The sequence below is a fragment of the Pseudomonas urmiensis genome, from assembly GCF_014268815.2.
Taxonomy (GTDB): Bacteria; Pseudomonadota; Gammaproteobacteria; order Pseudomonadales; family Pseudomonadaceae; genus Aquipseudomonas; species Aquipseudomonas urmiensis.
The window spans coordinates 682,458-703,466 of the sequence record NZ_JABWRE020000001.1 but is presented as its reverse complement, the minus strand read 5'-3'; the positions used below and the strand labels follow the sequence as shown (position 1 = coordinate 703,466).

General features: G+C 62.2%; 21 protein-coding genes. 7 read left to right on the top strand and 14 right to left on the bottom strand.

What is annotated here, in order from left to right; translation table 11 throughout:
* Nucleotides 1-2: 2 nt before the first annotated feature.
* The 3 genes from HU737_RS26110 to cysK all read right to left on the bottom strand — a co-directional run bounded on the left by HU737_RS26110 (nucleotide 3) and on the right by cysK (nucleotide 2,446).
* Nucleotides 3-170 carry a hypothetical protein gene (locus HU737_RS26110; RefSeq protein WP_186557466.1) on the bottom strand — a complete coding sequence of 56 codons (168 nt, stop codon included), beginning with the start codon at nucleotides 168-170 and terminating at the stop codon, nucleotides 3-5.
* A 98-nt stretch (nucleotides 171-268) separates the two neighbouring features.
* A complete protein-coding gene (locus HU737_RS03230; protein WP_186557467.1) occupies nucleotides 269-1,204 on the bottom strand; it encodes an aspartyl/asparaginyl beta-hydroxylase domain-containing protein in 936 nt (311 codons plus the stop codon).
* Between the two features lie 267 nt (nucleotides 1,205-1,471).
* Complete coding sequence (cysK, locus tag HU737_RS03225) at nucleotides 1,472-2,446, bottom strand: cysteine synthase A (RefSeq protein WP_186557468.1); 975 nt, start codon at nucleotides 2,444-2,446, stop codon at nucleotides 1,472-1,474.
* Between the two features lie 125 nt (nucleotides 2,447-2,571).
* On the opposite strand from cysK, the gene HU737_RS03220 reads away from it, so the two are divergent.
* The 3 genes from HU737_RS03220 (at nucleotide 2,572) to HU737_RS03210 (ending at nucleotide 5,898) form a co-directional block, all read left to right on the top strand.
* Nucleotides 2,572-3,645, top strand: coding sequence for a DUF748 domain-containing protein (locus HU737_RS03220; RefSeq protein ID WP_186557469.1), 1,074 nt, complete (start codon nucleotides 2,572-2,574; stop codon nucleotides 3,643-3,645).
* A gap of 216 nt (nucleotides 3,646-3,861) precedes the next feature.
* A complete protein-coding gene (locus HU737_RS03215; protein ID WP_186557470.1) occupies nucleotides 3,862-4,707 on the top strand; it encodes an AAA family ATPase in 846 nt (281 codons plus the stop codon).
* Nucleotides 4,708-4,719: 12 nt separating this feature from the next.
* Nucleotides 4,720-5,898 (top strand): vWA domain-containing protein, encoded by a 1,179-nt coding sequence (locus HU737_RS03210; RefSeq protein ID WP_186557471.1) that lies wholly within the window; start codon nucleotides 4,720-4,722, stop codon nucleotides 5,896-5,898.
* Nucleotides 5,899-6,001: 103 nt separating this feature from the next.
* Here HU737_RS03210 and HU737_RS03205 read toward each other — a convergent pair whose 3' ends face one another.
* The 4 genes from HU737_RS03205 to HU737_RS03190 form a co-directional block, all read right to left on the bottom strand.
* Nucleotides 6,002-6,523, bottom strand: a complete 522-nt coding sequence (locus HU737_RS03205) for a DUF2937 family protein (protein WP_186557472.1) — start codon at nucleotides 6,521-6,523, stop codon at nucleotides 6,002-6,004.
* A gap of 9 nt (nucleotides 6,524-6,532) precedes the next feature.
* Nucleotides 6,533-7,306 carry a class II glutamine amidotransferase gene (locus tag HU737_RS03200; protein WP_186557473.1) on the bottom strand — a complete coding sequence of 258 codons (774 nt, stop codon included), beginning with the start codon at nucleotides 7,304-7,306 and terminating at the stop codon, nucleotides 6,533-6,535.
* A 14-nt stretch (nucleotides 7,307-7,320) separates the two neighbouring features.
* Complete coding sequence (locus tag HU737_RS03195; protein WP_186557474.1) at nucleotides 7,321-7,815, bottom strand: MFS transporter; 495 nt, start codon at nucleotides 7,813-7,815, stop codon at nucleotides 7,321-7,323.
* A 129-nt stretch (nucleotides 7,816-7,944) separates the two neighbouring features.
* A complete protein-coding gene (locus HU737_RS03190) occupies nucleotides 7,945-8,901 on the bottom strand; it encodes a transposase (RefSeq protein ID WP_186557780.1) in 957 nt (318 codons plus the stop codon).
* 264 nt (nucleotides 8,902-9,165) lie between these two features.
* Here HU737_RS03190 and HU737_RS03185 point away from each other — a divergent pair, with 264 nt between their 5' ends.
* Nucleotides 9,166-11,217, top strand: coding sequence for a S9 family peptidase (locus HU737_RS03185; RefSeq protein ID WP_186555286.1), 2,052 nt, complete (start codon nucleotides 9,166-9,168; stop codon nucleotides 11,215-11,217).
* Nucleotides 11,218-11,451: 234 nt separating this feature from the next.
* Complete coding sequence (locus HU737_RS03180; protein ID WP_186555287.1) at nucleotides 11,452-11,919, top strand: cyclic nucleotide-binding domain-containing protein; 468 nt, start codon at nucleotides 11,452-11,454, stop codon at nucleotides 11,917-11,919.
* On the opposite strand, the gene HU737_RS03175 is transcribed toward HU737_RS03180, so the two are convergent.
* A complete protein-coding gene (locus HU737_RS03175; protein ID WP_186555288.1) occupies nucleotides 11,916-12,194 on the bottom strand; it encodes a hypothetical protein in 279 nt (92 codons plus the stop codon). The two genes, HU737_RS03180 and HU737_RS03175, sit on opposite strands and share 4 nt — an antisense overlap.
* A 132-nt stretch (nucleotides 12,195-12,326) precedes the next feature.
* On the opposite strand from HU737_RS03175, the gene HU737_RS03170 reads away from it, so the two are divergent.
* Nucleotides 12,327-12,692, top strand: a complete 366-nt coding sequence (locus HU737_RS03170; RefSeq protein WP_186555289.1) for a YajD family HNH nuclease — start codon at nucleotides 12,327-12,329, stop codon at nucleotides 12,690-12,692.
* A 59-nt stretch (nucleotides 12,693-12,751) separates the two neighbouring features.
* Nucleotides 12,752-13,222, top strand: coding sequence for an RNA methyltransferase (locus tag HU737_RS03165; RefSeq protein WP_186555290.1), 471 nt, complete (start codon nucleotides 12,752-12,754; stop codon nucleotides 13,220-13,222).
* A gap of 154 nt (nucleotides 13,223-13,376) precedes the next feature.
* Here HU737_RS03165 and HU737_RS03160 read toward each other — a convergent pair whose 3' ends face one another.
* The 6 genes from HU737_RS03160 to HU737_RS03135 all read right to left on the bottom strand — a co-directional run bounded on the left by HU737_RS03160 (nucleotide 13,377) and on the right by HU737_RS03135 (nucleotide 20,708).
* Entirely contained in the window at nucleotides 13,377-14,288 is a 912-nt protein-coding gene (locus tag HU737_RS03160; RefSeq protein WP_186555291.1) for a DMT family transporter, read from the bottom strand.
* Between the two features lie 337 nt (nucleotides 14,289-14,625).
* On the bottom strand, nucleotides 14,626-16,116 hold the full coding sequence (locus HU737_RS03155) for an aldehyde dehydrogenase (protein ID WP_186555292.1): 1,491 nt from the start codon (nucleotides 16,114-16,116) through the stop codon (nucleotides 14,626-14,628).
* A 2-nt stretch (nucleotides 16,117-16,118) separates the two neighbouring features.
* Nucleotides 16,119-17,021 carry a dihydrodipicolinate synthase family protein gene (locus HU737_RS03150; protein ID WP_186555293.1) on the bottom strand — a complete coding sequence of 301 codons (903 nt, stop codon included), beginning with the start codon at nucleotides 17,019-17,021 and terminating at the stop codon, nucleotides 16,119-16,121.
* A 74-nt stretch (nucleotides 17,022-17,095) separates the two neighbouring features.
* A complete protein-coding gene (locus tag HU737_RS03145) occupies nucleotides 17,096-18,424 on the bottom strand; it encodes an MFS transporter (RefSeq protein WP_186555294.1) in 1,329 nt (442 codons plus the stop codon).
* A gap of 182 nt (nucleotides 18,425-18,606) precedes the next feature.
* Nucleotides 18,607-19,926: an NAD(P)/FAD-dependent oxidoreductase gene (locus HU737_RS03140; protein ID WP_186555295.1), complete on the bottom strand. Its 1,320-nt coding sequence runs from the start codon at nucleotides 19,924-19,926 to the stop codon at nucleotides 18,607-18,609.
* A 59-nt stretch (nucleotides 19,927-19,985) separates the two neighbouring features.
* Complete coding sequence (locus HU737_RS03135) at nucleotides 19,986-20,708, bottom strand: GntR family transcriptional regulator (RefSeq protein ID WP_186555296.1); 723 nt, start codon at nucleotides 20,706-20,708, stop codon at nucleotides 19,986-19,988.
* Nucleotides 20,709-21,009: the final 301 nt, after the last annotated feature.

The window sequence follows — 21,009 nt, the reverse complement described above, 5'->3', positions numbered from 1 at the left end:
GATCAGCCCAGCACGACCACACAAGGAGGCGCGGTTACTACGCCCCCGGCAACGCCACTGACAGGTGGTGGTGGGTAGTGACTGAGCATGACCGGCTGCTGGCTACCACGCACGACCATGCCCGCGACAGGCGCGATGGCAAAGGCGTTGCTGACAGGGATGGCGGACATGCACAGGCTCTTGGGTGAGGTGAATGGGTTTGACTATAGCGTTGCGCTCATCGCGGGGCAAGCCCGCTCCCACAGGGCTTGGCCCGGCGATGCTGGGCTCAGAACAACCAGCGATACAGCAGGTAAGCGACCACCACTGCCAACACCGGCCGCAGTACTCGATAAGCCTTGGGATTGGCGCGTTTGAACTGCTTGACCCGGGTGCTGATCTTGTTGCTGAAGCGCTTGCTCCAGGCGTACGCCTGGTTGATGCCGCCAACCCGCTCGTCATCGGTGTTCTGCGGCGCGGTGGCGCGGCCGAGGAAGGCGCTGACCTTACGGTTGATGCGGGTCATCAGCGGGCTGTTGAGCGGGCGCTCGACGTCGCAGAACAGGATCACCCGAGTCACCTCGGTTTCGTTCTTCACCCAGTGCACGAAGGTCTCGTCGAACATCACGTCTTCACCGTCGCGCCAGGCATACGGCTGGCCGTCGACGTAGATGCGGCAGTTGTCCGAGTTAGGCGTGGACAAGCCCAGGTGGTAACGCAGCGAACCGGCGAACGGGTCGCGGTGTGGATTGAGGTGGCTGCCGCCGGGCAGCAGGGCGAACATCGCGCCCTTGACGTTGGGAATGCTGCTGACCAACTCGACGGTCTTGGGGCACAGGGCTTGCGCCGAAGGCAGCGGTTTGTCGTACCACTTCAGGTAAAACCGCTTCCAGCCTTTCTTGAAGAACGAGCCAAAGCCTGCGTCGTTGTCTTTTTCGGCGGCGCGAATGTAACCCTCGTCGAACAGGCGCATGGCCTCTTCGCGGATCACTTGCCAGTTGTCCTTGAGCACATCGAGCTCAGGGAAGCGCTGACGGTCCAGGTAGGGTTTGGACGGCACGCCGGAGAACAGGTACATCAGGCTGTTGTAGGGAGCGAACAACGCCGAATGGTTGACGAATTGGCGTAGCACCGGCAGCCGGGCCTTGCCGCGCAGGTGCACGAACAGCACGCTGCCGAAGAACACCAGCAGAACACCCGCCTTGGCGACAAAGGAAAAGGTCATGCAACACTCCTTGGAATAGGAAATCAGGCCATCGCTTCCAGATAGCCGGACATCATAAACCCATCCGACGCGGGTAAAAACAACTTGGGTCGGATAGCAATGTTGAAGATTTTGTAATAAAGGCCGTGGCTGGCTATTGCGCCGGGTCAGGCAATCGCTCATTGGCGACTGCTATGCAGCCCATCGCAGGCAAGCCAGCTCCTACCGAACTGCGCGGTACGTGTAGGAGCGGGCTTGCCCGCGAAGAGGCTGGCACTGACTGAAGGCTTACTGCTGGTTTTCCTGCTCGGTGAACAGATCGGCGAAGAGCATGCTCGACAAGTAGCGCTCACCCGAATCAGGCAGGATCACCACGATGGTCTTGCCCTGCATCTCCGGCTTCTCGGCCAGGCGCACCGCCGCGGCCATCGCCGCGCCGCAGGAAATCCCGCAGAGGATGCCCTCTTCCTGCATCAGGCGCAGCGCCATGGCCTTGGACTCTTCGTCGCTGACCGTCTCGACCTGGTCGACCAGCGACAGGTCAAGGTTCTTCGGCACGAAGCCTGCGCCGATGCCCTGGATCTTGTGCGGGCTGGGCTTGAGCTCTTCGCCGGCCAGGGTCTGGCTGATCAGCGGCGAGGCGATAGGCTCGACGGCAACCGACAGGATCGGCTTGCCTTGGGTGTTCTTGATATAGCGCGACACGCCGGTGATGGTGCCGCCGGTGCCGACGCCTGCGACCAACACGTCGACCGCGCCATCGGTGTCGTTCCAGATCTCCGGGCCGGTGGTCTTTTCGTGGATCGCCGGGTTGGCCGGGTTGTCGAACTGGCCCGGCTGGTAGTACTTGGCAGGGTCGGAGGCGACGATTTCGTTGGCCTTCTCGATCGCGCCCTTCATGCCTTTGGCAGGCTCGGTCAGCACCAGCTCGGCGCCCAAAGCCTTGAGCACCTTGCGCCGTTCCAGGCTCATCGAGGCGGGCATGGTCAGCAGCAGCTTGTAGCCGCGGGCGGCGGCGACGAAGGCCAGGCCGATACCAGTGTTGCCCGAGGTCGGCTCGACAATGGTCATGCCCGGCTTGAGCTTGCCGCTGGTTTCGGCGTCCCAGACCATGTTGGCGCCGATCCGGCACTTGACCGAGTAGCCAGGGTTGCGCCCTTCGATCTTGGCCAGGATGGTCACCCCGCGCGGGGCGATACGGTTGATCTGCACCAGCGGCGTGTTGCCGATGGAATGGGCGTTGTCTGCGTAGATACGGCTCATGGCAGGGTCCTTAACCGAGCGGGGAAAGCTTCAAGGGTAAGCCTGCCCGGCGGGAGCGTAAAGCCCGTTCGAACTCCCTCGACGGGCCTGCGGTCAACCGGACATCCTCGATTGGAGAGCCTTCGATGAAAGCGCGTTATCGCTGGCCGCTGGTCGGCCTGGCCAGCCTGGTCGTGCTGCTGGTGGCGCTGCATCTGGCGCTGCCCTACCTGGTGCGCGACTACCTCAACGACAAGCTCGCCGACATGGGCGAGTACCGTGGCCAGATCACCGATGTCGACTTGGCCTGGTGGCGAGGGGCCTACCAGATCAATGGGCTGAAGATCGTCAAGACCACCGGCAAAGTGCCAGTGCCGTTTGTCGATGCGCCGTTGATCGACCTGTCGGTGAGTTGGCACGCGTTGTGGTACGACCGGGCCGTGGTGGCCGAAGTGGTGTTCGTCCGCCCAGAGCTGAACTTCGTCGACGGCGGCAACAAGCAGAATTCGCAGACCGGTCGTGGCACCGACTGGCGTCAGCAGCTGGAAAAGCTGCTGCCGATCACCCTCAATGAAGTGCGCATCGACAATGGCACGCTGACCTTTCGCAATTACAACTCCAAGCCGCCCGTCGAGCTCAAGGCCACTCGATTGCAAGCGAGTATCCGCAACCTGACCAATGTGCGCGACGACAAAGGTCGGCGTGATGCCAGCTTCGAAGGTTCTGCGCTATTGCTTGGTGACGCCAAGGTGGAAAGCCGGGCGACCTTCGATCCGTTCAGCGACTTCGACGACTTTGAGTTCCGCCTGCGTGCTACGGGCATCCAGCTGCGTCGACTCAACGATTTCGCCAGCGCCTACGGCAAGTTCGACTTCAACGCCGGCCACGGCGATGTGGTGATCGAGGCCCAGGCCGAGAAGGGTCGGCTCAATGGCTATATCAAGCCGCTGCTGCGCGATGTGGATGTGTTCAATTGGCAGCAGGATGTCGAGAACAAGGACAAGGGTTTCTTCCGTTCGATCTGGGAGGCGCTGGTCGGCGCCTCGGAAACCGTGCTGAAAAACCAGCCGAAAAACCAGTTCGCCACCCGCGTGGAACTCAGCGGCAGTGTCCATCAGCAGGACATCAGCGGGTTTGAGGCCTTTTTGCAGATTCTGCGTAACGGTTTCGTGCAGGCGTCCAATGCACGATATGAGCAACCTGCGCCTGATTCCGACTGAGCCTGCGTGACGGGCCATTCAGGGACTGAATACCCGGTCTGCGTTTGCACGTGCCTAGGGCCGGGGTATAGTCGCTGACACACATAGACAATGTTGTCTGGGCCGCCCCTATCGCAGGGCACGCCCGCTCCCACGCCGCGCTACACACAGAATGCGTGGGAGCGGGCTTGCCCCGCGATGAGGCCGCCACTGACACCCCGCACAGAGGATAGGTTGATGAAGTTCGAAGGCACCCGCGACTACGTCGCCACAGACGACCTGAAACTGGCGGTCAACGCGGCGGTTACCCTGGAACGCCCACTGCTGGTCAAAGGCGAGCCGGGCACCGGCAAGACCATGCTCGCCGAGCAACTGGCGGCATCCTTCGGCGCCAAGCTGATCACCTGGCACATCAAGTCGACCACCAAGGCCCACCAGGGCCTCTACGAGTACGACGCAGTGAGCCGTCTGCGCGACTCGCAGCTGGGCGTGGACAAGGTCCACGATGTGCGCAACTACCTGAAGAAGGGCAAGCTGTGGGAGGCGTTCGAGTCTGAAGAGCGGGTGATCCTGCTGATCGACGAGATCGACAAGGCCGACATCGAGTTCCCCAACGACCTGCTGCAAGAGCTCGACAAGATGGAGTTCTACGTCTACGAAATCGACGAGACCATCAAGGCCAAGCAGCGGCCGATCATCATCATTACCTCGAACAACGAAAAAGAGCTGCCCGACGCGTTCCTGCGCCGCTGCTTCTTCCACTACATCGCCTTCCCCGACCGCGATACCCTGCAGAAGATCGTCGATGTGCACTACCCGAACATCAAGCAGTCGCTGGTCAGCGAGGCGCTGGATGTGTTCTTCGATGTGCGCAAGGTGCCGGGCCTGAAGAAGAAGCCCTCCACCTCCGAGCTGGTCGACTGGCTCAAGCTGCTGATGGCCGACAATATCGGCGAAGCGGTGTTGCGCGAGCGCGATCCGACCAAGGCCATCCCGCCGCTGGCCGGCGCCCTGGTCAAGAACGAGCAGGACGTGCAACTGCTCGAGCGCCTGGCGTTCATGAGCCGACGCGGCAATCGCTGACAGGAGCCGGTCATGCTGCTCAACCTGTTCAACGAAATGCGCGCGGCCAAGGTGCCGGTCTCGGTGCGCGAACTGCTCGACCTGCTCGCGGCCCTGCAGCAGCGAGTGGTGTTCGCCGACATGGACGAGTTCTACTACCTCGCCCGAGCGATTCTGGTCAAGGACGAGCGGCACTTCGACAAGTTCGACCGGGCCTTCGGCGCCTACTTCAAGGGCCTGGAGAACCTCGACCGACACCTGGAAGCGCTGATCCCCGAAGACTGGCTGCGCAAGGAGTTCGAGCGTTCGCTCAGCGATGAGGAGCGCGCGCAGATCCAAACGCTCGGTGGCCTGGACAAGCTGATAGAGGAGTTCAAGAAACGCCTCGAAGAGCAGAAAGAACGCCACGCCGGCGGCAACAAGTGGATCGGCACCGGCGGCACCAGCCCGTTTGGCTCAGGTGGCTTCAACCCTGAAGGCATCCGGGTCGGCGAGGCCGGCAAACGCCAGGGCAAGGCGGTCAAGGTCTGGGACCAGCGCGAGTACAAGAACCTCGACGATCAGGTCGAACTGGGCACGCGCAACATCAAGCTGGCCCTGCGCCGGCTGCGCAAGTTCGCCCGCCAAGGTGCGGCTGAAGAGCTGGACATCGATGGCACCATCGACCACACCGCCCGCGATGCCGGGCTGCTGAACATCCAGATGCGCCCAGAGCGGCGCAACACGGTGAAGTTGCTGCTGCTGTTCGACATCGGCGGCTCGATGGACGCCCATGTGCGGGTTTGCGAAGAGCTGTTCTCGGCCTGCAAGACCGAGTTCAAGCACCTGGAGTACTACTACTTCCACAACTGCGTGTACGAGTCGGTGTGGAAAAACAACCTGCGCCGCACGTCAGAGCGTTTTGCCACCTTCGACCTGCTGCACAAGTACGGCGATGACTACAAGGTGGTGTTCGTTGGCGATGCGGCCATGGCGCCTTACGAGATCACCCAGCCTGGCGGCAGTGTCGAACACTGGAACGAGGAAGCCGGCTATGTGTGGATGCAGCGCTTCAAGGAGAAATTCAAGAAGATCGTCTGGATCAACCCGTACCCCAAGCAGACCTGGGACTACACCGCTTCGACCCACCTGATCCGCGACCTGGTCGAAGACAAGATGTATCCGCTGACCTTGCAGGGGTTGGAGGATGCGATGAAATATCTGTCCAAGTAGATTTGCCGGCCTCATCGCGGGGCAAGCCCGCTCCCACGCGTCTTCTTGCACTGCGTGGGAGCGGGCTTGCCCCGCGATAAAGCTGGCAAAGGCGCCGCCAAACTTAGCGCCAGCTCTCCTTGACCGCCTTGCGCCGCCCGCCAAGAATCACCCAGCCGACCAGCAGCAACACACTCTCGACCACCAAGGCCAGCAAGAACCCCGCCCCCAGGCCCCAGCCAATCGCCTCTGGCACCAGCAGAATCTGGTAGCTGTAGCCTTTGAGGGTTTCATCGCGCAGCTGTGGATCGGCCTGCACCAGCACATGCCAACTACGGCTCAACCACGACCCTTGCAACGCCTGCCACTCGCGTTCGAGCAACTGATTGCGGATCAGCAGGCTCTCGATGCTGTTGGCGTCGCTGAGAAACACTGGATCGTCACTGCTGCGATAGTGGCGCACCAGCGCCTGCAAATCGCCTTTGAAGAAGCGCTCGGCGGTCTCCTGGAAGCCCGACAGCGCCTCGCGCGACTCCAGTACATGCGCCTCGACCCGCTGGCTGTAGTCCTTGACCACGCCCGGGACCTGAATACCGGCCAACAGGCCGAAGGTGAACAGCAGCAACCGCAGGTAACTTCTGAACATGCAGCGTCCTTAGCTTTGCCCGTGGGCGATGCACTCGCCATGGCGCCACAGCGCCCATTGGCCGGGCTCATAACGGTGCCAGGTTTCGTTTTCGGTCAGGGCCTCGGTGGTAATCACCGTGACCACGTCATTGGGAGTGGTTTCTGCCTGGAAGTCGACGATCATGTCGACATCCTTGAGCCTGGCCGGGCCAAACGGTGCGCGACGGGTAATGTGCGCCAGCTTGGTCGAACAGAAGCAGAACAGCCAGTCGCCGTTGCTCAGCAAGCCATTGAACACGCCCTTGCCACGGTACTCGGCGCAGGCCTCGACCAACACGGGCAACAGTTGCTCGACCTTGACCGGCTCCGGGAAGGCGCTACGCACGCGGTTGAGCAGGTCGCAGAAGGCCGCTTCGCTGTCGGTGTCGCCAACGGGCCGATAGAAGGTTTTCTGTCCGCTGAAATCAGCCAGTTGGCCGTTGTGCGCGAAACACCAGTTGTGCCCCCACAGTTCGCGCACGAACGGGTGGGTATTGGACAGGCAGACCTTGCCGACGTTGGCCTGGCGAATATGACCGATGACCACCTCGCTCTTGATCGGATAGCGCTGGACCAGCTTGGCCACTTCCGATTCGCTGCTCGCTGCCGGGTCCTGGAACAGACGCAGGCCGCGCCCTTCATAGAAACCGATGCCCCAGCCATCGCGGTGCGGACCGGTGCGGCCGCCGCGCTGCATCAGCCCGGAGAAGCTGAAGACAATGTCAGTGGGGACGTTGGCACTCATGCCCAGCAGTTCGCACATATGCGCGGCTTCCTTTACAGACGGGGCTCGACCCGGCCGCGGCCAGGGGCCGCTGGCGGCGGGTCGTTGCGATAACGGTCATTGCGATCGGCGGCAACCGACGCCTCGACCAGCACCTGGTCATCTTCGTTGACCTGGCGCTGGGCGGCGGCTTCGGCCTGCTCGCGGCGCTCGCGGGCGCGTTTTTCCAGCGGCCAGCGGATCAGCACGAAGAGCAGATACAGGGCAAAGGCGATCATGCCGTACATGGCCAGGTCCGAGGCGGCGCGCCAAGCGTTGTTACCGACCTTGAAGGCGATATCCAAGGCACTGATGGCGATGGCCGGGGCGAAGCTTTCCTTGACCGGATCGACGATGGTTGGGGTCAGCAGCAGCACCGCGATGATCACCCGCAGCGGTTCGCGCAGCCAACGCCACATCCAGCCGGTGAGTTTGAAGCCCACCAGCAGGCAGCCCAGGGCGGCCACGGCATAGAGGCCCCAGGCGAGGGTATAGTCGTTCTCGGTCATGGTGTTCGTGCAAGCCAGGCAAAGAGACGCCTATGATAAACACATTTGGGCCTAGGCGCCCCTATCGCGCGGCAAGCCCGCTCCCACGTGCTGTTTGATAGAACACTGCCAGCGTGGGAGATTCTATGGTTATGGGCAAGCCAATTTCATAGCTCTGGTGATGTATTCGCCCTGATTTTTCATCAGGGCGAAAGCCACGCGGGCAAGCTTTCGAGCCAAGATGACCAAGGCTTGGGTTGTTGCTTTACCGCTGTTTCGATGCTGCTCATAAAGGTCTCTCCAAGCGGCCGACCTGCTGGCGGACATTGCCGCGTTGTGCAGCAAACGACGGATCTCTGAACATCCCCGCTTTGTCAGGCGACGACGTCCATTCGTCTGCCCAGAGTCATTAACTCGCAGGTCCATTCCAAGGAATGCGATGAAGGAGTCACTGTTTTTAAATTCGCCTCTGACAAAGGCCATGACTAATGCCGCAGCGGTCAGAAAACCAATTCCTTCTACGGCTTGGCAGCGAGCCACTTGTTCTTGTAGTCCGGCTTCTCGGAGCACGTCCTTAAGTTTTTTCTGAATCAGTAAATCGAGGCGGTCTATCGATTTGACGAACACTTCGAAGGCGCTCTTCAAAAGGCTTTCATTGGCCCAGCTCTGAGTCATTGCAGTGCGCGCTGTCACCAAGGCAGCTCTGCGTCGCAGAAGGCTCTGGACCTTGCCGTAGACGGCGGGAGGGGGGCTCCAGGGGCGAAGATCTTCCCCTTCGTTTCTCAAGAACCGGGACAACAATCTCGCATCAGAAGGGTCAGTTTTGACTCGTCCTCCAACACTTTTCCGATAGTTGCTCAGTTGAAAGCCATCAATGACATAAACCTCAAGACCCGCACCATGGGCTAACTCGACCAGGTCCAAGTGATAGACGTTGGTCGCTTCAACTGCGATAGCCGTGTTGAGCGGCTGTTGTTTCAACCATCGCTTGATGTCGGGTTTTGAATTTTTCAGTTTGATTACCTCATCACTAGCGTCGTGATGGATAACCAACTCAGCCTTTGCGACGTCCGTACCCACGATCAGTTTGCCTGCCTGCATTGCGATGGGCGGTTCTCCACGTTAAGGTTTTTCGGCTTGAAGGGGTTTCACCAAGAGGCGCTGGCTTGCTTCTATCGTCGCTTGCAAACGATGCATTCTTTATCGGCGCTTTGGTGGAAGGGGTGGGGCGATGTCTCCCACGGTCTGTACTGCTGCGAACAGTCAGAATCGGGCATTTAGTCCCACCACCCCTTCAAGTCTAACCATACAAGCGGGCTTGCCCGGCGATAGGGCCGGCAAAGCCCGTAACAGCACACCAAGAGATCATTCATGCCAGCCACCGCTACCGCCGCTAAAGCTCCAATAGCCCATCAGGCCCCAGGCGCCGACCCCTACGCCTGGCTGCAAGAGCGCGACACCCCCGAGGTGCTGGCCTACCTGCACGCCGAAAACGCCTACCAGGAAACCTGCCTGGCCGACCAGGCGCCGTTGCGCGAGCAACTGTTCGAAGAGATCAAGGGCCGCATCAAGGAAACCGACCTGTCGTTGCCCTCGCCCTGGGGCCCTTGGCTGTACTACACACGCACCACCGCCGGCGACGAATACCCGCGCCACTACCGCTGCCCGCGTCCGGCCGACGACTCCAACACGGTCGATGAAAGCCGCGAACAATTGCTGCTCGACCCCAACGCCCTGGCCGCTGGCGGCTTCCTGGCGCTGGGCGCGTTCAATGTCAGCCCCGACCACCGCCTGCTGGCCTACAGCCTCGACACCAACGGCGAAGAAACCTACACCCTGTACGTCAAGGACCTGGCCAGCGGCAGCATCACCACCCTGCCCTTCGAAGACTGCGACGGCAGCATGACCTGGGCCAACGACAGCCAGACGCTGTTCTTCGCCGAACTGGACGACACCCATCGCCCTTGGCGCCTGCGCCGCTTTACCTTGGGCGAGGCTGACGCGCAGACCGTGTTCGAGGAAGCCGATGGACGGTTCTTCCTGCACTGCTACCGCGCCAGCTCCGAGCGCCAGCTGATCCTGCTGCTCAACAGCAAGACCACCAGCGAGGCCTGGGTGCTCGACGCCAGCACCCCACAGGCCGACTTCACCTGCCTGGCGCCACGTGAGGAAAATCACGAGTACTACCCCGATCACGGCCAGCTCGATGGCCAGTGGCGCTGGTTCATCCGCAGCAACCAGGACGGGATCAACTTCGCCCTGTTCCACGCCCCTGCCGAGCAGGTGCCGGGCCGCGCGCAGTGGCAGGTGCTGGTGGCGCACCGCGAGACGATCATGCTCGAAGGCCTGAGCCTCAATGCCAGCGCGCTGGCACTGAGCCTGCGCGAAGGTGGCCTGCCGGTCATCGAAGTGCGCCCGCAAGGTTTGCCGACATACCGCGTGGAGCTGCCGGATGCGGCCTACAGCCTGTATGTGCAAGACAGCCTGGAGTTTTCCAGCAGCCGCATTCGCCTGCGTTACGAAGCGCTCAACCGCCCGGCCCAGGTGCGCCAACTGGAGCTGGCCAGCGGTGCTCAGCAGGTGCTCAAAGAGACGCCAGTGCTTGGCGCGTTCGATGCCGACGCCTATGTCAGCCAGCGCCTGTGGGCGACCGCCAAGGATGGCACGCAGGTGCCGATCAGCCTGGTCCGCCGCCGCGAGGATCTGGACAAGACAGTGCCGCTCTATCTGTACGGCTATGGCGCCTATGGCGAAAGCCTCGATCCATGGTTCTCCCACGCCCGGCTGAGCTTGCTCGAACGCGGCGTGGCTTTCGCCATCGCCCATGTGCGTGGCGGCGGCGAGCTGGGCGAGGCCTGGTACCGGGCTGGCAAGCAGCAACACAAGCAGAACAGCTTCGATGACTTCATCGCCTGCGCCGAACACCTGATCGCCGAGGGCGTCACCGGCCGCGAACGCCTGGCGATCAGCGGCGGCAGCGCCGGCGGCCTACTGATTGGCGCGGTACTCAACCAGCGTCCGGATCTCTTCCGTTGCGCGATTGCCGAAGTGCCGTTCGTCGACGTGCTCAACACCATGCTCGACCCCGAGCTGCCGCTGACCGTGACCGAGTACGACGAGTGGGGCAACCCCGAGGAGCCGGAGGTTTACGCACGGATCAAGGCTTATGCGCCATACGAGAACGTCAAGGCCCAGGCCTACCCTGCCATGCTGGTAGTGGCCGGTTACAACGACAGCCGCGTGCAGTACTGGGAAGCAGCCAAGTGGGTCGCGCGCCTGCGCACGCGCAAGACCGACGACAACCTGCTGCTACTCAAGACCGAGATGGGCGCGGGTCACGGCGGCATGAGCGGCCGGTACCAAGGCCTCAAGGACGTGGCGTTGGAGTATGCGTTCGTCTTCAATGAACTGGGCGTGGTGTAAATCGGTTTTTTTGTTGTCTTAGGGTGGATTTGTCCGCGGGCTTTGCCTCGCCAGTGCTGGCCTCTTCGCGGGCAAGCCCGCTCCCACATGGGCCGAGTCGATCACACAATTGATAGGGGTCTGCACGATCCCTGTGGGAGCGGGCTTGCCCGCGAAGAGGCCAGCACTGGCGACAAAAACTGCGCTTGAAAGACGCCAGCCAACGATCCACCGTCCAAGACAGAAGAACAACACATGCCAGACGCCTCCCAGCTCAACGCCGAAATCCGCGACATGCTCATGGACTGCGGCCTGTTCGACGCCCTGCAACCGACCGACTTCCACGCCGTGGCCGGCTACTTCAGCCTGGCCCATATGACTGCCGGCGAGACGATTTTCCAGGAAGGCGACGCCGGTACCTTCATGTGTATCCTGCACCGCGGCCAAGTCTCGGTGCGCAAGACCGATGGCAGCGGCCAGGCGGTGGAAATCGCCGTGCTGCGCCGCGGCGCGTTTGGCGAAATGGCCGTGCTCGACGGTGAGCGCCGCTCGGCCAGTTGCGTGGCGGCCAGCGACTGCCAACTGCTGACCCTGGGCAAGGACTCGCTGGAAAAGATGCTCAACGAAGCGCCACGCATCGCTGCGCGGATCATCCGCGCACTGGCTGTGGCGCTATCGAAGCGCTTGCGCATGCAAGACGGTCAGCGCCTGGCCCAGGTCTAATCGTCCTTGGCCGGTGGTCGCGGCGGCTCTTGCGAAAGGCCCGGCAGCGGCTGATCGCGGGGCGGCCCAGGCACGGGCATCGGCGGCAACAGCGGTGCACCGGGCTGGCGGTCGTAGGCCTTGGGCGGTGCGCTCGGGGTGATCTGTGGATAGGGCGTGGGCGTGGCGGTGCCCGGTGCGCCAGGCACCGGCGTGGTGATCCGGGGCTGCTGGCCAGCGGCGTGCGCCAAGGGCGCGGCAACCACGATCAATGCGGCGAGGATCGCATGCAACATCTGCAACCTCCTGTCGGGAATCTTTCTACAGGCTACGCCCATCTGCAGGTTTTTGCCTGTCCGCGTGGCCTGCAGGCGCGCTAGACTCAAGGCTATAACCGTCATTCGCCTGAATACAATAAAGGTAACACCATGAGTTCCACCCTATCGGCCACCGCCCGCCTCGACCGCATCCTTGCCGACGCCAAGCGCGACAAGGAAATGGGCTACCGCGACAAGGCCCTGAAGATGTATCCCCATGTCTGCGGCCGCTGCGCCCGTGAGTTCTCCGGCAAACGCCTGTCGGAGCTGACCGTGCACCATCGTGACCATAACCACGACAACAACCCCCAGGATGGCTCGAACTGGGAGCTGTTGTGCCTGTATTGCCACGACAACGAGCACTCGCGCTATACCGACCAGCAGTACTTCAGCGAAGGCTCGACCAGCACGCCGAGCATCGCCAAGGCCACTCACAATCCGTTCGCCGGGTTGGCCGGTTTGCTGAAGAAAGACTGATCCCCATCACTGCCGGCAAGCCCGTATAATCGCGTTTTTTTTGCGAAGGGCCCCGGCACGTGGCAAACAAACGGTACAGCTGCATCGGCCTGTTCAATCCCAAGTCCCCGGAGAACGTCGGCTCGGTGATGCGCGCAGCGGGTTGCTACGGCGTCAACTCAGTGTTCTACACCGGCAAGCGCTATGAGCGCGCGCGCGATTTCGTCACCGATACCAAGCGGGTGCACTACGACATTCCGCTGATCGGAATCGATGACCTGCAGCGCATCATTCCCCTGGGCTGCACGCCGGTGGCGGTGGAGCTGGTCGAAGGTGCTCGGCCGCTGCCTGAGTACACCCACCCGGATCGCGCCATCTACATCTTCGGGCCTGAAGACGGCACGCTCGACGAGAGCGTGCGGGCGTGGTGTGAAGAGACCATCTATATCCCAACCGAGGGCTGCATGAACTTGGCGGCGACGGTCAATGTGGTGCTGTATGACCGCTTGGCCAAGGGGCTCAATACGCGCTCCGGGCCCAAATTCAAGTAGGCAGGGCTGGCCTCATCGCGGGGCAAGCCCGCTCCCACGCAGTGGACTGCCGCCTGAAAGCTGGATGGGTTGGGGGCAGTCCACCCATGGGCAATTGTGCCCCTCGTGGGAGCTGGCGACAGCCTGCGATGGGCCGCGAAGCGGCCGCAAAATCTCAAGCCAGACGCTCACTGGCAGGTTTGCTCCAGGCCGACAGCACCGTCGCCACGATCACCAGCGCCGCCCCCGCCAGCATCCGCAGCGACGGCTGCTCGGCGAACAGCACCCAGGCACAGGCAATTGCATACACCGGCTCCAGGGCAATGATCATCCCCGCGCTACGCGCCTGCAGCCCTTCCAGGCTCTTGACGAACAAGAACTGCGACAATCCCGTGCAAAACACCCCGAGCAGCGCCAGGTAGACCCAATCCGCGACCTGCAAGCCCTGCACCATCAACTGGTTCAGCGCAAACGGCGCTACCAGCACGGCCACCGTCAGGTTCTGCCAGAACGCCACCTGCAGCGCATCCATGCCCCGCGCGGCACGCCGATTGGCGATTGCCAGCAAGGCGAACGACAGACCCGAGGCCAAGCCCCAGAGCAGCCCCAGCGTGCCCTGGTCCAGCAGGTCGAACGACGGCACCACCAGCACCAACCCCAGCGTCACCAAGCCCAGCAACAGCGCTTCACGCAGGTGCAGACGCTCGCGAAACACCAGCAGGTCGAGCAGCGCGATAAACGCCGGGAAGCTGGCAAAGCCCAGGGTCGCCACCGCTACCCCGCCGACCTTGATGGCAATGAAGAATGTCACCCAGTGCGCTGCCAACATGGCTCCGGTGAACAGCATCACGGCGAACTTGCGCCCACTTAGGCCATGGAACAGGGCCTTGCGCTGCACCAGCGCCACCAACCCCAGGGCCAGCACGGCGAACACCGCGCGGCCGGCGGTAATAACCGTGGCGTCAGCATGGATCAGGGCGCCGAGAATGCCGGTCAGACCGAACAGCACGGCGGCGATATGGGCAACGATCAGGGCGTTGCGATGGGATAGCGCAGGCGCAAGCGCGCTGGCTTGGGAAACGATCATGGCAGTCGACTCACAAAAGATTTTAGGTGCGCACGCAGCCACTCCCCAGTGGACCTGTGCACGGGTTTTTCTTGGTTTCAGGGAATGTGTGGCCACCGGTGTCCCGGTGGCCGTCAGCGCCGCAGCCTTGTCTAGCTCATTGCCGAGCCGTGCTGCTTATTCGCTGTGAAGCGGGATGTGTCTGTAGGTTGTGTGTCTAGGTTGTGTCTGATCCGGCCTCTTCGCGGGCAAGCCCGCTCCCACAGGGATAGCGCTCATCTTCAGAACGGCGCTGTACCTGTGGGAGCGGGCTTGTCGGGGCGCCGAACCGCCGCAAAGCGGCCCCAAAATGCTCGGTTTACGCCGCGTTGATCCAGATGGTCTTGAGCTCGGTGTACTGGTCATGCGCCCAGATCGACTTGTCGCGCCCACCAAAGCCGGACTCCTTGTAACCACCGAACGGCGTCGACGCATCGCCTTCGCCGAAGCAGTTGACCGTGACCACGCCCGCGCGAATCTCCCGCGACAGGCGCAGGGCATTGCGCAGGCTGCCGGTGTAGGCCGAAGCCGCCAGGCCGTAGATGGTGTCGTTAGCCAGCTCGATGGCCTGCTCGATGGTCTCGAACGAGGTAACGCTCAGCACGGGCCCGAAGATCTCCTCGACGAACAGGCGGCTATCGCGCGCCACGCCATCGACGATGGTCGGCTGCACGAACACACCCTGCTCGGTCTGGCCACCCTGCACCACGTTGAGCTTGTGCTCGGCGGCGTACTCCAGGTAGGACTTGACCTTGTCGAAGTGCGACTTGCTGACCATCGCCCCGAGGCGGTTGTCCGGGTCGAGGGGATCGCCGAGTTTCCATTCCTTCAGGTGCTTGGCAATCAAGCTCAGCAGTTGATCCTTGACGTCCTTGTGCACGATCAGCCGCGACGACGCCGAGCAGTTCTCGCCCATGTTCCAGAACGCACCGGCGGTGACGAACTGGGCCACTTCATCCAAGTCTTCGCAGTCGTTCATCACCACAGCCGGGTTCTTGCCACCCAGCTCGAGGACGATGCGCTTGAGGTTGGACTCGGCCGCGTACTTGAGGAACAAGCGGCCGGTGTCGGTGGAGCCGGTGAAGCTGACCATGGGGATGTCCATGTGCCGGCCAATGGCCTCGCCTACTTCACGGCCACCCCCAGGCACCAGGTTGAACACCCCGGCCGGGACACCCGCCTGATGGGCGAGCTCGGCCACCCGCAGGGCGCTGAGGGTGGTTTCCTTGGCCGGCTTGACCACGATCGAACAACCGGCGGCCAGTGACGGGGCGATCTTCCAGGCCAGCATCAGCAGCGGGAAGTTCCACGGCAGCACCAGGCCGACCACGCCAATCGCCTCGCGCACCACCATGGTCACGGCGGCGTTGCCGGTCGGCGCGGTGTTGTCGTAGATCTTGTCGATCAGCTCGGCGTGCCAACGGATGGTGTGGATGGTTTCTGGAACATCGACGTTCTGGCACTCGCTGACCGGCTTGCCGCTGTCCAGCGCTTCCAGTACCGCCAGCTCGTGACTGTGGTCTTCTAGCAGCTGGGCGAACTTGAGCAGGATGTGCTTGCGCTCACCCGGTTGCAGCTTGGACCAAGAACCGTCTTCGAACACGCGCTTGGCGGCCGCCACGGCGACAACCACGTCCTGCACGTCGCAGGCGGCGACTTCGGCCAGCTGCTTGCCGGTGGCCGGGTTGGTGGTGACGAAGGTGCGGCCCGAGATGGCATCACGGAACTCACCGTCGATGAACGCCTGGGTACGCAGTTGCAGGTCGGCGGCGATGGCCGCGTATTGGTCCTTGCTCAGCAATTGGGCCATGGTCAGGCTCCCCCGGTGATCTGTGCGATGTTGCGCTTGAGTTCGTTCACGACGCGCTCAAGCGCTTGCTTCTCGGCAGCGTCCAGCTCGGACAGCGGCTTGCGCACGCCACCGGTGCTCAGGCCGTTCAGGGCCACGCCGTACTTGATCGACTGGACGAACTTGCCACCTTCGAGGAAGTCCATCAGCGGCATCATCGCGCCCATGATGCGCCGGCCTTTGTCGAAGTCCTTGTCGATCACGCACGCCTCATACAGGGCCACGTGCTCGCGCGGGATGAAGTTGGAGCCGGCGCACACCCAGCTCTGGGCGCCCCAAGCGAAGAACTCCAGGGCCTGGTCGTCCCAGCCGCACGACAGCTGGATGTTCGGGCGCTGGATGGCCAGGCGGTGCAGCTGGCCCATGTCACCGGAGCTTTCCTTGATGGCGACGATGTTCTTCACATCCGCCACGGCATCGAAGAATTCCTCGCCCATGCTCACGCTCATGCGGCCTGGGTAGTTGTAGAGCATGATCGGCAGGCCGGCAGCTGCGTCAACGGCTTTGACGTGTTGAGCGATCTCCTGCTGAGTCGGCAGGGCGTACGGCGGCGTGCCGACCAACAACGCATCAGCCTTGATCTCTTTGGCGTGCTTGGCAAAGGCCACCGCGTCTTCGGTGCGGATGCCACCGGTGCCGACGATCAGCGGCAGGCGGCCGTTGAGCACGTCCTTGGCCTGGGCGGCCAGCTCGATGCGCTCCTGGGAGGTATGCGCGTAGTACTCGCCGGTGGAACCGCCGATGATGACGCCATGAATCTTTGAGTCGACCAGGTACTCAAGAACGTCGGCGAACGCCGCCTTGTCGATCGAGCCGTCCGCGGCCAGCGGAGTGATTGCCGGGGTATAGATGCCTTCGAATTTCACGGTGAGTTCTCCAATGCAACGATCAGTTTTGTTCAGGCCGCAGCGCTCGATCAGCGCCACGCCGTGGTGGTGATTCAGCCCAGCGATGCAGCTTGCTGCAGGTTCAGCGAACGGGTTTCCGGCGCCAGCGCGACAGAGAACGCCAGGCCAATGAAGGTGACGATGGCCGCGGCGTACATGGTGAAAGCGATGCCGTAGCTATCCAGCGCCATCGGCACCAGCCAGGTGCCGATGGCAGCGCCGACCCGCGACAGCGAGGTGCCCACGCCGACCGCGCCTGCACGAATTTCAGTGGGGAACAGCTCGTTCGGATACACCAGCTGCAGCACCTGCGCGCCGCCGATGAACAGCGCGTAGGCGCCAAACAAGCCGAGGATCAGCAGCTCGGAGCCGGCGTGGAATGCCGCCAGGCCCAGCAGCGCCATGCCCGAGCAGGCAAAGCTGTTGATCAGCATGCGCCGCCGGCCCATGCCGTTGATCAGGCGGGTGGCGATGATGCAGCCGACCACGAACAGGAACGTGATCGCCACCGAACCGAACGAAGCCCAGTCGCCCTTGAGGTTGAGCGCGGCCAGCACCTTGGGCGCGAAGGCATACACGGCGAACACCGGGATGACCGAACAGGTCCAGAACATCGCTACGAACAGCATGCGTTTGCCGTAGCCTGAGTGCAGCAGGCTGAGCAACGAGAGTTTCGTCTGCTTGGGCTCTTCAGGCAGGTTGCGCAGGGAGAAATCACTGCCGTAGACCTGCTTGATCACCGCCTCAGCCTCGGCCGCACGGCCTTTGCTCAGCAGCCAGCGTGGCGATTCCGGGGTGCCCATGCGTAGCACGAACAGCAGCGCGCCGATCACCACCGGGCTGGCCAGCACCAGGCGCCAGGACTCCTCGCCGCCGTGGCGCAAAAGCAGATCGCCGATGACATAGGCGAACGCCGCCCCGGCAAACCAGAGAATGGTCAGGGTAGCCAGGCGCGGGCCGCGGTTCTTCTTGGGCAAGAACTCCACCAGCAGCGAGGTCGCCACCGGGTACTCGATGCCCACCGCGATGCCGATGGCAAAGCGCAGCAAGAACAGCACCAGCGCCGACTCGACCCAGAACTGGCTGAGCGAGGCCAGCATGAACAGCACCGGGCCCACGAAGAACACCCGTTTGCGGCCAAAGCGGTCGGTCAGCCAACCGCCGAAAAAGCCACCAAAGAAGATCCCGATCAGCGCCGACGCAGCGATCATGCCTTGCCAGAAACTGCTCAGGTTCAAGCCGGCGGACATCTGCACCAGGGCCACGCCAATAATGCTCAGTACATAGCCATCGACGAACGAGCCACCGCCGGAGCGCACGGTCAGCAACTGGTGAAAGCGATTGAGCGGTACATCTTCAACGGAAATATTCGGACTTGTCATTATTGTTCCTACCACTTCTGTAGTGCACTTATTCAAGGCGAGCGCGTGCGCGACACTGAAAACTGCCTTCAGCCTCGTTCGATCGACTACCCGCCTCGATCATCTTTGTCTGGGCAAAGGGCGCCCGTGCCGGGTAACTAAGCCCCAGCCAATTGCACGTGAATCGTTAACTTATCGATGGCTCAGCTTTCTTTTCCGGCGCGGTATTGCCCCCACATCAGATTCAGGTTCAAGCCCAGCGATACCAAGGGCTGCGGTGGATTGGCAGAGGGCCCTGGAGCATTCAGCAAGAAGTCGATCAACTCATTGCTTTGGCCCGCCAGCCAATCGGCCAAGAGTTTGCCGGTCACCGTACCGCGGGTAACACCAAGACCATTGCAGCACAGCGCAGCAAATACATTCGGCGCCAACTTGCCGAAGAAGCCCATGTGATTACGCGACAGGGCCAATGCACCGCCCCAGGTATAGTCAAAGTCGACCTCGGGCAACATCGGGAAACGCCGGGCGAACGACGCGCGGTGACGCTCGACGAACCGTTGCAGGTATTTGCCATTGCTGCGCCCATCGGGGTTGTAGCTGAAGCTGTTGCGAATCAGCAGGCGGTTGTCGACCGTGCGGCGCAAGGTGGTGCCGAATGGGTCCGCCGGAATCACGCCCCAGTAGGGCTTGCCGCCCAGGCGCGCCTGTTCGTCCTCGCTCAGCGGGCGGGTGATGCTGGCATAGGTGAACACCGGCAGCATGCGCCCTTTGAGAAAGCCAAAGCTCATGCCAAAGGCGTTGGTGGTCAGCACCAGGTTGTCGGCGATGATCGAGCCATTGGCATGGCGCAAGAGCACCTTGTCGCCATATTCGACATCAAGGATTGGGGTGTTCTCGTACAGCGCAACGTTGCTCGGCAAGTTGTCGGCCAGACCTTTGACCAACGCCGCCGGCTGGATCAGCGCGGTGCCTGGGGTAAACAGGCCCTTGCGGTAGAAATCGGTGCCAATGTGCTCGGGCAAATCGCGTCCATCGATCATCTGGTAAGGTTGATCGAGCTTGTCCAGCCCCCGGCGATAGGCTTCCAACACGGCGATGCCGCGATCTTCGACTGCCGCCTGGTATTTGCCGCAGTGTTTGAACTGGCAGTCGATGGCATAGCGCTCGACCAGCGCCTTGAGGTAAGACTGGCCGCCCAGATTGAGCTTGAGAACGGTCTTGGCGATGCCGATGTCGCCAATGTAGTCCTCGGCGCCGATGTCATGCGGCAGGTCGATGGCAAAGCCGGCATTGCGCCCGGAGGTGCCAAAGCCGACCTGCTGGGCCTCGATCAGCACGATCTGGTCATCGGGAAAGTTCGCTGCCAGTTGCCGCGCGGCAGCAAGGCCGGTGAAACCGGCGCCGACCACCACCCAGCGGGCTTTGCTCTGGCCACTGTGGGCGGGCCGGGGCTGACGGGGCTTGCTCAGGTGGAACCAGCCACAGGAGGCGTCATCGGCAGGCAGCGAAGTTATTCTTGTCATTTCATGGACCTGGTGTGTTGTGGTCGTGCATTCACCGCTACGGGCGGTGACTTCAATCTCTACATTTCGATCGGCACATCCAGTCCCTGGGGTGCGGCGTACTCAGCCATGCGTCGGCGCGACAATTCCATGTGCGCACGCACCACGCGGCCTGCGGTTTCAGGATCGCGCCGCTCGATCGCCTCGATGATCTGCTCGTGCTGCGCGCAGGCAAGTTCCAGATCGCGCTGCATGTCATCGGTGGTCGGGTGACGGTAGAAAATCTTGCCCAGGCGAGTGTGGTCGATAAGGATCCGCCGCAGGCTGGGCATCAGGTAATCGTTGTGCGCCATCTTGCCGATTTCCAGGTGGAAGGCATCGTTGTAGAGCACCCGGTTTTCCACGTCTCGCTGTTCGATCGCCTGGCGGAACTGGGCCTGGATGCCCTTGAGCACTTCGATTTCGGCGGCGCTGGCGTAGCTGGCGGCCAGCTGGGTGGTGGCGACGTAGATCAGCGGCGCGGCCAGGTAGAAGCTGTGCAGCGACTCGTGGTTCATCGCCGCTACCCGTGGCGCACGGTTGGCTTCCAGCTCGATGTAGCCTTCGGCGGCAATCTGGCGCAGCAGCTCGCGAACCGGTGGACGCGACAGGCCGAATTCGTCGCACAGGGCCAGTTCATCCACCACCGCACCAGGCGCCAGCTCCATGCTGAGGATGCGCCGACGCAGCGCTTGGGCCAGGACGGCCTTGCGGTCCTGGGGCACCTCGTTGCTGATCGGCTGGACGATGCTGGTGGCTTTCATGGCGGCCTTCTTTGTTGTCATAGCGCTGTGTCTACTATTTGTATAACGACTATAGGGCGCTGTTAGACAATTTGTCTACAGCCTTTTGGATGAATGGCTCGATCTGCGCAGGGCACGTATTTGGTGGCCTGCAAGGATTTTGAGCGACCGAGTTGGCGCGCTCAATGATGCATTGCCAAACCCGACAGAAAAGTATTCAGACCGGACATTGTGAAGCACAATCGCCGGCTGGCGTTACCTGTCGAAGCAGGGATCAACCAGCGCAGCGCAACCGCCGTCCAGCAATCGAAATGAACGCGCC